7 protein-coding genes are annotated in these 6,214 nt (G+C 63.5%); 4 read left to right on the forward strand and 3 right to left on the reverse strand.

What is annotated here, in order from left to right; genetic code table 11:
* On the reverse strand, window positions 1-441 hold a 441-nt coding region (locus VKR55_RS12420; RefSeq protein WP_324403604.1), incomplete at its 3' end, for a thiosulfate oxidation carrier protein SoxY.
* Window positions 442-463: 22 nt separating this feature from the next.
* A complete protein-coding gene (gene soxX / locus VKR55_RS12425) occupies window positions 464-787 on the reverse strand; it encodes a sulfur oxidation c-type cytochrome SoxX (protein WP_324403617.1) in 324 nt (107 codons plus the stop codon).
* Window positions 788-946: 159 nt separating this feature from the next.
* Between soxX and VKR55_RS12430 the strand changes: the two genes are divergently transcribed.
* The 3 genes from VKR55_RS12430 to VKR55_RS12440 all read left to right on the forward strand — a co-directional run bounded on the left by VKR55_RS12430 (window position 947) and on the right by VKR55_RS12440 (window position 4,435).
* Window positions 947-1,630: a DUF938 domain-containing protein gene (locus tag VKR55_RS12430; RefSeq protein ID WP_324403606.1), complete on the forward strand. Its 684-nt coding sequence runs from the start codon at window positions 947-949 to the stop codon at window positions 1,628-1,630.
* Window positions 1,631-1,738: 108 nt separating this feature from the next.
* Window positions 1,739-2,983: an MFS transporter gene (locus VKR55_RS12435; RefSeq protein WP_324403608.1), complete on the forward strand. Its 1,245-nt coding sequence runs from the start codon at window positions 1,739-1,741 to the stop codon at window positions 2,981-2,983.
* Between the two features lie 192 nt (window positions 2,984-3,175).
* The gene (locus tag VKR55_RS12440; RefSeq protein WP_324403610.1) at window positions 3,176-4,435 is read left to right on the forward strand and encodes an MFS transporter; all 1,260 of its coding nucleotides are present in this window, start codon (window positions 3,176-3,178) and stop codon (window positions 4,433-4,435) included.
* A 63-nt stretch (window positions 4,436-4,498) separates the two neighbouring features.
* On the opposite strand, the gene VKR55_RS12445 is transcribed toward VKR55_RS12440, so the two are convergent.
* A complete protein-coding gene (locus VKR55_RS12445) occupies window positions 4,499-5,041 on the reverse strand; it encodes a carboxymuconolactone decarboxylase family protein (RefSeq protein ID WP_324403612.1) in 543 nt (180 codons plus the stop codon).
* Between the two features lie 151 nt (window positions 5,042-5,192).
* On the opposite strand from VKR55_RS12445, the gene VKR55_RS12450 reads away from it, so the two are divergent.
* A partial coding sequence (locus VKR55_RS12450) for an acyl-CoA dehydrogenase family protein (protein ID WP_324403614.1) occupies window positions 5,193-6,214 on the forward strand: 1,022 nt, incomplete at its 3' end.

Raw genomic sequence — 6,214 nt, forward strand, 5'->3', positions numbered from 1 at the left:
GAGCTTGCCGCCGGATTCGACGATGGCGATGACGTTGCAGGTCTTCGCCAACTTCAGCCGGTTGGCGACGGCGGGCAAGGTTCCCTCCGGGATGACGTAGAAGGCCGCGAGCGCGCTCGGATTCTCGCTCGCAAAGAACGAGATCGAGGTGACGTCGGGCAGCGTCGTCGTCACCGCGATCGGCACCACCGCGCCGTTCTCGGCGATTTCCGGCGCGTCGAGTTTGACCTTGTCGGACGCCTCCGCAGTCTTGCCGTACAGCCCATGAATAGCGTCCTTGTCGCTCTTCTGCTTGAACGCATCTTGTGGATATTCGTCATTGGCCGCGGCGAGCGCAGGCACATTGCCGAAGCCCAAGTCAAAGCCCAAGCCGATCAGGGCGACCGTGCCCGCGCTTTTCAGCACCAGGCGGCGCGTCGCTGAGAACCGGTCGGTAGTCATGGCTGAAGTCTCCCGAAAAAAATCATAGCGTCTGCAGGAAATCGACGACGGCGTTGATCTCCTGCTCGGTCAGAATGCGGTTGCGGCCGAATGGCGGCATCACCGTCAACGGATTGCGTTTGGTCTCGTCGGTGACGATCGCAATCAGCGCGTTGCGGTCGTATCGCGCCTTGAGGTCCTTGAGCTCGGGCCCGATCGTGCCGGACAGGTCGCCACCCCTGATCTGGTGGCAGGAGAGGCAATTGCCCTTGCCTCGATCAAAGGCGATTTTCTGGCCCTCGCCAGCGGCAGATTGCGCATGGACTGAGGTGGCCGACAGCGCCAGCGCGAAGGCTAAGGCGACCACGGATGGGACGGGATGGGGAATCAAGAGCGTTTCCGGCGGTACTTTGCGTTCGACTATAGGGCGTCAAAAGCACAAAGGCCACCTTCTGGCAATCCGGACTATCGACGCGCGCAAATGGGGTTAAAATGCGCCTTCCTTCCGTTTCCAATGGGGCCGCCGATGGTGGAATATGTAGTGGAATTCGGCAAGGACGGCGGTCGGGTCGAGGCCGACGGCCGGCTCGATGCCGCCGCCTTCCACCGCAACCACGCGCCGATCTGGGCGGTGCTGGACAAGTTCCTTAAGGGCAAGTCCGGCGACGTGTTCGAAGCCGGCAGCGGCACCGGCCAGCATGTGGTGCATTTTGCGCGGCACGCGGCCGACATCGTTTGGTGGCCGAGCGACCTCAACGAAGCGCATCTGAAGAGCATTGCGGCCTGGCGCGCGTGCGCGGGCCTTGAGAACATTCGTCCGCCGCTTGCGATCGATCTCTCCGATCCCGCCTGGGGCAGCCAGATGACTGACGGCCGCGGCCCGCCAAAACTGCTCGCGGTGTTCTGCGGCAATGTGATCCACGTCGCGCCCTGGCGTGTCGCCGAAGGTCTGTTTGCGGGGTGCGGCCGCTATCTCGGTGACGACGGGCTCGTCTTCCTCTACGGCCCGTTCAAGCGCGACGGCAAGCACACCGCGGTCTCCAACGCGGTGTTCGACACCAGCCTGCGTGAAGCCAATCCGGAATGGGGCGTGCGCGACATCGCCGAGGTCGAAGCACTCGCCGCGCGCTACGGGCTTGCGCTGCGTGAGACAGTGGAAATGCCGGACAACAATCGGATCCTGGTGTTCAGGCGAGTTGGTCAAGGCTGACACCAGTGCATAGCCCGCGTCCGCTGGCATGAGTTGATCACTGCGCCGCATCTCTCCATAGTGCGCGCCACAAAACGCGCCGGCGTGGCGCCGATTCGGAAAGCGCCCATGATCGACGTGACGGCCAGCGAGGAGAGGGAGAGCGACGCCCGCGTCAAGGCGAACGTGGTGCGGCTTGCGGCGGCGCAGGCGCTGACCGGTGCCAATTCGGCGGTGATCTTCGCGACCGGTTCGATCGTCGGCGCCACCCTCGCACCATCCATCTCGCTCGCGACCGTGCCGCTCTCGATGTATGTGCTTGGCATGGCTGCCGGCACGCTGCCGACCGGCGCGATTTCGCGCACCTACGGCCGCCGTGTCGCTTTCATGATCGGCACCGGTCTCGGCGCCATCACCGGTGTGCTCGGCGCCTACGCCATCCTCCACGCGACGTTCTGGCTGTTCTGCTGCGCGACCTTCCTCGGTGGTCTCTATGGTTCGGTGGCGCAATCCTATCGCTTCGCCGCCGCCGATGGCGCGAGCGCAGGGTACCGCCCCAGGGCCGTATCCTGGGTGATGGCGGGCGGCGTGTTCGCCGGCGTGCTCGGTCCGCAACTCGTGCAATGGACCATGGACCTCTGGCCACCTTATCTCTTCGCCTTCTCTTTCGTGGTGCAAGCCGCGGTTGCGCTCGTCGCAATGGCCATCCTCGCCGGCGTCGATGCGCCAAGGCCTGCCGCCGCCGACCTGCATGGCGGCCGCCCCTTGCTTGAGATTGTTCGCCAGCCGCGCTTCATTGCAGCCGCCCTTTGCGGTGTCATTGCCTATCCGATGATGAACCTGGTGATGACCTCGGCGCCGCTTGCCATGAAGATGTGCGGGCTGACCGTCAGCGATTCCAATTTCGGCATTCAATGGCACATCGTCGCGATGTATGGGCCGAGCTTCATCACCGGCTCGCTGATCGCGCGCTTCGGCGCGCCGCTCATTGTCGCGCTGGGGCTCACGCTGGAAGCCGTTGCCGCCACGATCGGGCTCACCGGAATCACGGCACCGCATTTCTGGGCGACGTTGATGGTTCTGGGGGTGGGCTGGAATTTCGGCTTCATCGGCGCCTCTGCACTGGTGCTGGAAACGCATCAGCCGCAGGAAAAGAACAAGGTGCAGGCCTTCAACGATTTCCTCGTGTTCGGCATGATGGCGATCGGCTCGTTCGCTTCTGGCCAGTTGCTTGCCAATTTCGGCTGGAACGCCGTCAATCTCGTGGTCTATCCGCCGGTCGTGCTCGGCCTCATCGTGCTGGCGCTGACGTCATTCGCGAGGCGCCGCGCACGCCTTGCGGACATCGACGAATTTCCCGAGCCGAGCCTCTGAGAGGTCCACGCTGATGCCAGCTACTGACACTTCGGTTGGTGTCGAAGCTTTGCTCTCGCAAAGATGCTAGTCGTCGTTATTTTTCCGTCATTCCGGGGCGATGCGCAGCATCGAACCCGGAATCTCGAGATTCCGGGTCTGGTCCTTCGGACCATCCCGGAATGACGGAGTCAAATTCAGAGAGCCGGCAAAGTGGACGCCTCGAGCCCCATCACGATCGACGAATCTTCGCTGCGCTATGACGGCTGGCGCATCGTGGCCGTCTGCTTTCTGGTCGCGACCTTCGGCTGGGCCTTCGGCTTCTACGGCCAGAGCGTCTATCTTGCCGAATTGCATCGCTCGCACGGCTGGCCGGCCTCGCTTGTGTCGGGGGCGACCTCCTTCTTCTACCTGTTCGGCGCGGCCGTCGTCGTCTTCGTCGCCGAGGCTGTCAAGAAGTTCGGCCCGCGCAACTGCCTGATCGCGGGCACTGCGGCGACCGCACTATCGGCGATCGCGCTCGGCCAGGTGCGCGAGCCCTGGCAGCTTTATGTCGCGAACGCCGTGCTTGCCTTCGGTTGGGCCGGCATGAGCCTCGGCATGATCACCAACACGCTCGGCCTCTGGTTCAACGCAAAGCGCGGCATGGCGATCAGCCTTGCGCTGAACGGCGCGAGCTTTGGCGGTATCGCCGGCGTGCCGCTGCTCGTGATCGCGATCAGCCATTTCGGCTTCTCGACCGCCATGATGGGGGCGGCCCTCGTCATGGTTGCGCTGGTCGTTCCGACCGTGCTGATCTTCGTAGGCCGACCGCCGCTGCATGTAGCGAGCGCGATGACGACGGCGGCGGATACGCCGTCGTCGGCGCAGATCCGCGCCCGCGCGCTGCGCGACATCGGCTTCCTGTCGGTTGCGATCGCGTTTGCGCTGGTGCTGTTCGCGCAGGTCGGCTTCATCGTGCATCTGATCACCTTCCTCGATCCCGTGATTGGCCGGGCGAGCGCGACGACTGCAATCGCGTTGCTCACCGCGATGGCCGTGGTCGGGCGCGTGCTGTTTTCCACCGTGATCGACCGGCTCAATCAGCGCCTCGCCTCGGCGCTGTCCTTCACAAGCCAGGCCGCCGCGCTGGCCGTGCTGATCAATTTCCGCAGCGAATATGCGCTGATCGCAGCCTGCGGTGTGTTCGGCTTTTCGGTCGGAAATCTGATCACGCTGCCGTCACTGATCGTGCAGCGCGAATTTGCCGCCAAGTCCTTTGGCGTGCTGGTCAGCCTGCAAACGGCAATCGCGCAGGTGACCTATGCATTCGGCCCCGGCGTGGTCGGCGTGCTCCGCGATCTCTCCGGCAGCTACACCCTGCCGTTCTACGGCTGCATCGCGCTGGAATTGACGGCGGCGGTGTTGATTATGATCCGGGGGCTGCCCGAACCGTCATTGCGAGCGAAGCGAAGCAATCCAGAATCTTCGTGATGCGCTGGATTGCTTCGTCGCTGACGCTCCTCGCAATGACGATTGGGAAGCGGAGAGAGCAACCTACAACTCCGACACTTCCCCCTCCGGCAAACCGAACTCAAAGGTGTTCAGCGTCAGCGACACCAGCGTGTAGTAGCCGCAGAGCCCGATCACCTCGACCAGCCCGCGTTCGGTCAGCACGGCGACCGCTTCGTCATAGAGCGTCTTCGATAGCCCATGGCCTTCGTGCAGGGATTTTGCGACATCATAGATAGTCTTGCCCTTGGGATCATCGAAGGCGGGCGTGCGGCGGTCGCGGATCGCCTCGATGATTTTCGGGTCCATGCCGCCCTTCAGCGCCAGCCGCTTGTGCGCCCACCATTCGTAATGTGCGGTGAAATGCCGCGCGGTGACGAGGATCGCGATCTCGGACAATTTTGCCGGAAAGATCGTGTTGAAGCGCAGTTCCTCACCGAGCCTCGTCGCGTGCCGCGCCATGGCAGGGCTGTTCAGCCAGGCCATCATCGGCGCCGGCGCCGAGCCGCGCTTGCCCGCGATCGCCTCGTCATGGGTTTGTTTTTGCTCGGCTGTCATTTCGCCAGGCGAAAGCAACTTCAGCCTCATCTTGCGTTTCCTCTTGTTTTTCAATCGTTACGGCCTGATCGATATAGCCGATCGCGCCTCGCAACGACACCTGCCGCCATTGCATTGACGTATTGAAATCTGCCGTACCCTCGCTAAGTTCGGAGCAACGATCTTTACAGTGGAAACTCCCATGGCTGATCTGGAAAAATTCCGCAGCGAGACCCGCGCCTGGCTGGAGCAGAACTGCCCAGCCGAGATGCGCAAGCCCATGGCCTCGGATGGCGATACGTTCTGGGGCGGGCGCAACGCCAAATTCTCGTCCGACGCGCAGCGCGTCTGGTTCGAGCGCATGCGCGACAAGGGCTGGACCGTGCCGCATTGGCCCAAGGAATATGGTGGCGGCGGCCTCGACGGCGAGGAGGCCAAGATCGTGCGCCAGGAGATGGCCGCGATCGGCGCGCGCCAACCGCTGACATCCTTCGGCATCTCCATGCTCGGGCCCGCGCTCTTGAAATACGGCACGGAGGCGCAGAAGAAGGAGCACCTGCCGAAGATCACCGCCGGCCTGATCCGCTGGTGCCAGGGCTATTCCGAGCCCAACGCCGGCTCCGATCTCGCCTCGCTGCAGACGCGCGCGGTCGCCGACGGCAACGATTACATCATCAATGGCCAGAAAATCTGGACATCCTACGCGAACTACGCCGACTGGATCTTCTGCCTGGTGCGCACCGACAGCGGCAGCGCGAAGCGCCAGGAGGGCATCTCGTTCCTGTTGCTCGACATGAGGACGCCGGGCATCACGGTGCGCCCGCTGATCCTGATGGACGGCGGCCACGAGGTGAACGAGGTGTTCTTCGACGACGTCAAGGTGCCGCTCGAAAACCTGGTGTTCGAGGAAGGCAAGGGCTGGACCGTGGCCAAGTACCTGCTCGGCCACGAGCGCATGAACACCGGCCGCATCGGCGCGTCGAAGCGCGAGCTCGGGAAGCTGAAGGAGTTCGCCGCCGAACAGAACAACAACGGCCGGCCGCTGATCGAGGACCTGCGTTTTCGCGACAAGCTCTCGCGCGTCGAGATCGAGCTCACCGCGCTCGAGATCACCAACCTGAGGTTCCTCGACCGGATGCGCCGCACCGGGCAGCCGCCGGGGGCGGACGTGTCGATGCTCAAGATCAAGGGCACCGAGATTCAGCAGGCGCTCTCCGAGCTGAT

The sequence above is a fragment of the Bradyrhizobium sp. genome (assembly GCF_035309285.1).
Lineage (GTDB): Bacteria > Pseudomonadota > Alphaproteobacteria > Rhizobiales > Xanthobacteraceae > Bradyrhizobium.

What these genes read in the sequence shown, in the direction of transcription:
- VKR55_RS12430 (WP_324403606.1), top strand. Translation starts at nt 947, where the DNA reads ATGGTGGAATATGTAGTGGAATTCGGCAAGGACGGCGGTCGGGTCGAG.
- VKR55_RS12445 (WP_324403612.1), bottom strand. Translation starts at nt 5,041, where the DNA reads ATGAGGCTGAAGTTGCTTTCGCCTGGCGAAATGACAGCCGAGCAAAAA.
- VKR55_RS12435 (WP_324403608.1), top strand. Translation starts at nt 1,739, where the DNA reads ATGATCGACGTGACGGCCAGCGAGGAGAGGGAGAGCGACGCCCGCGTC.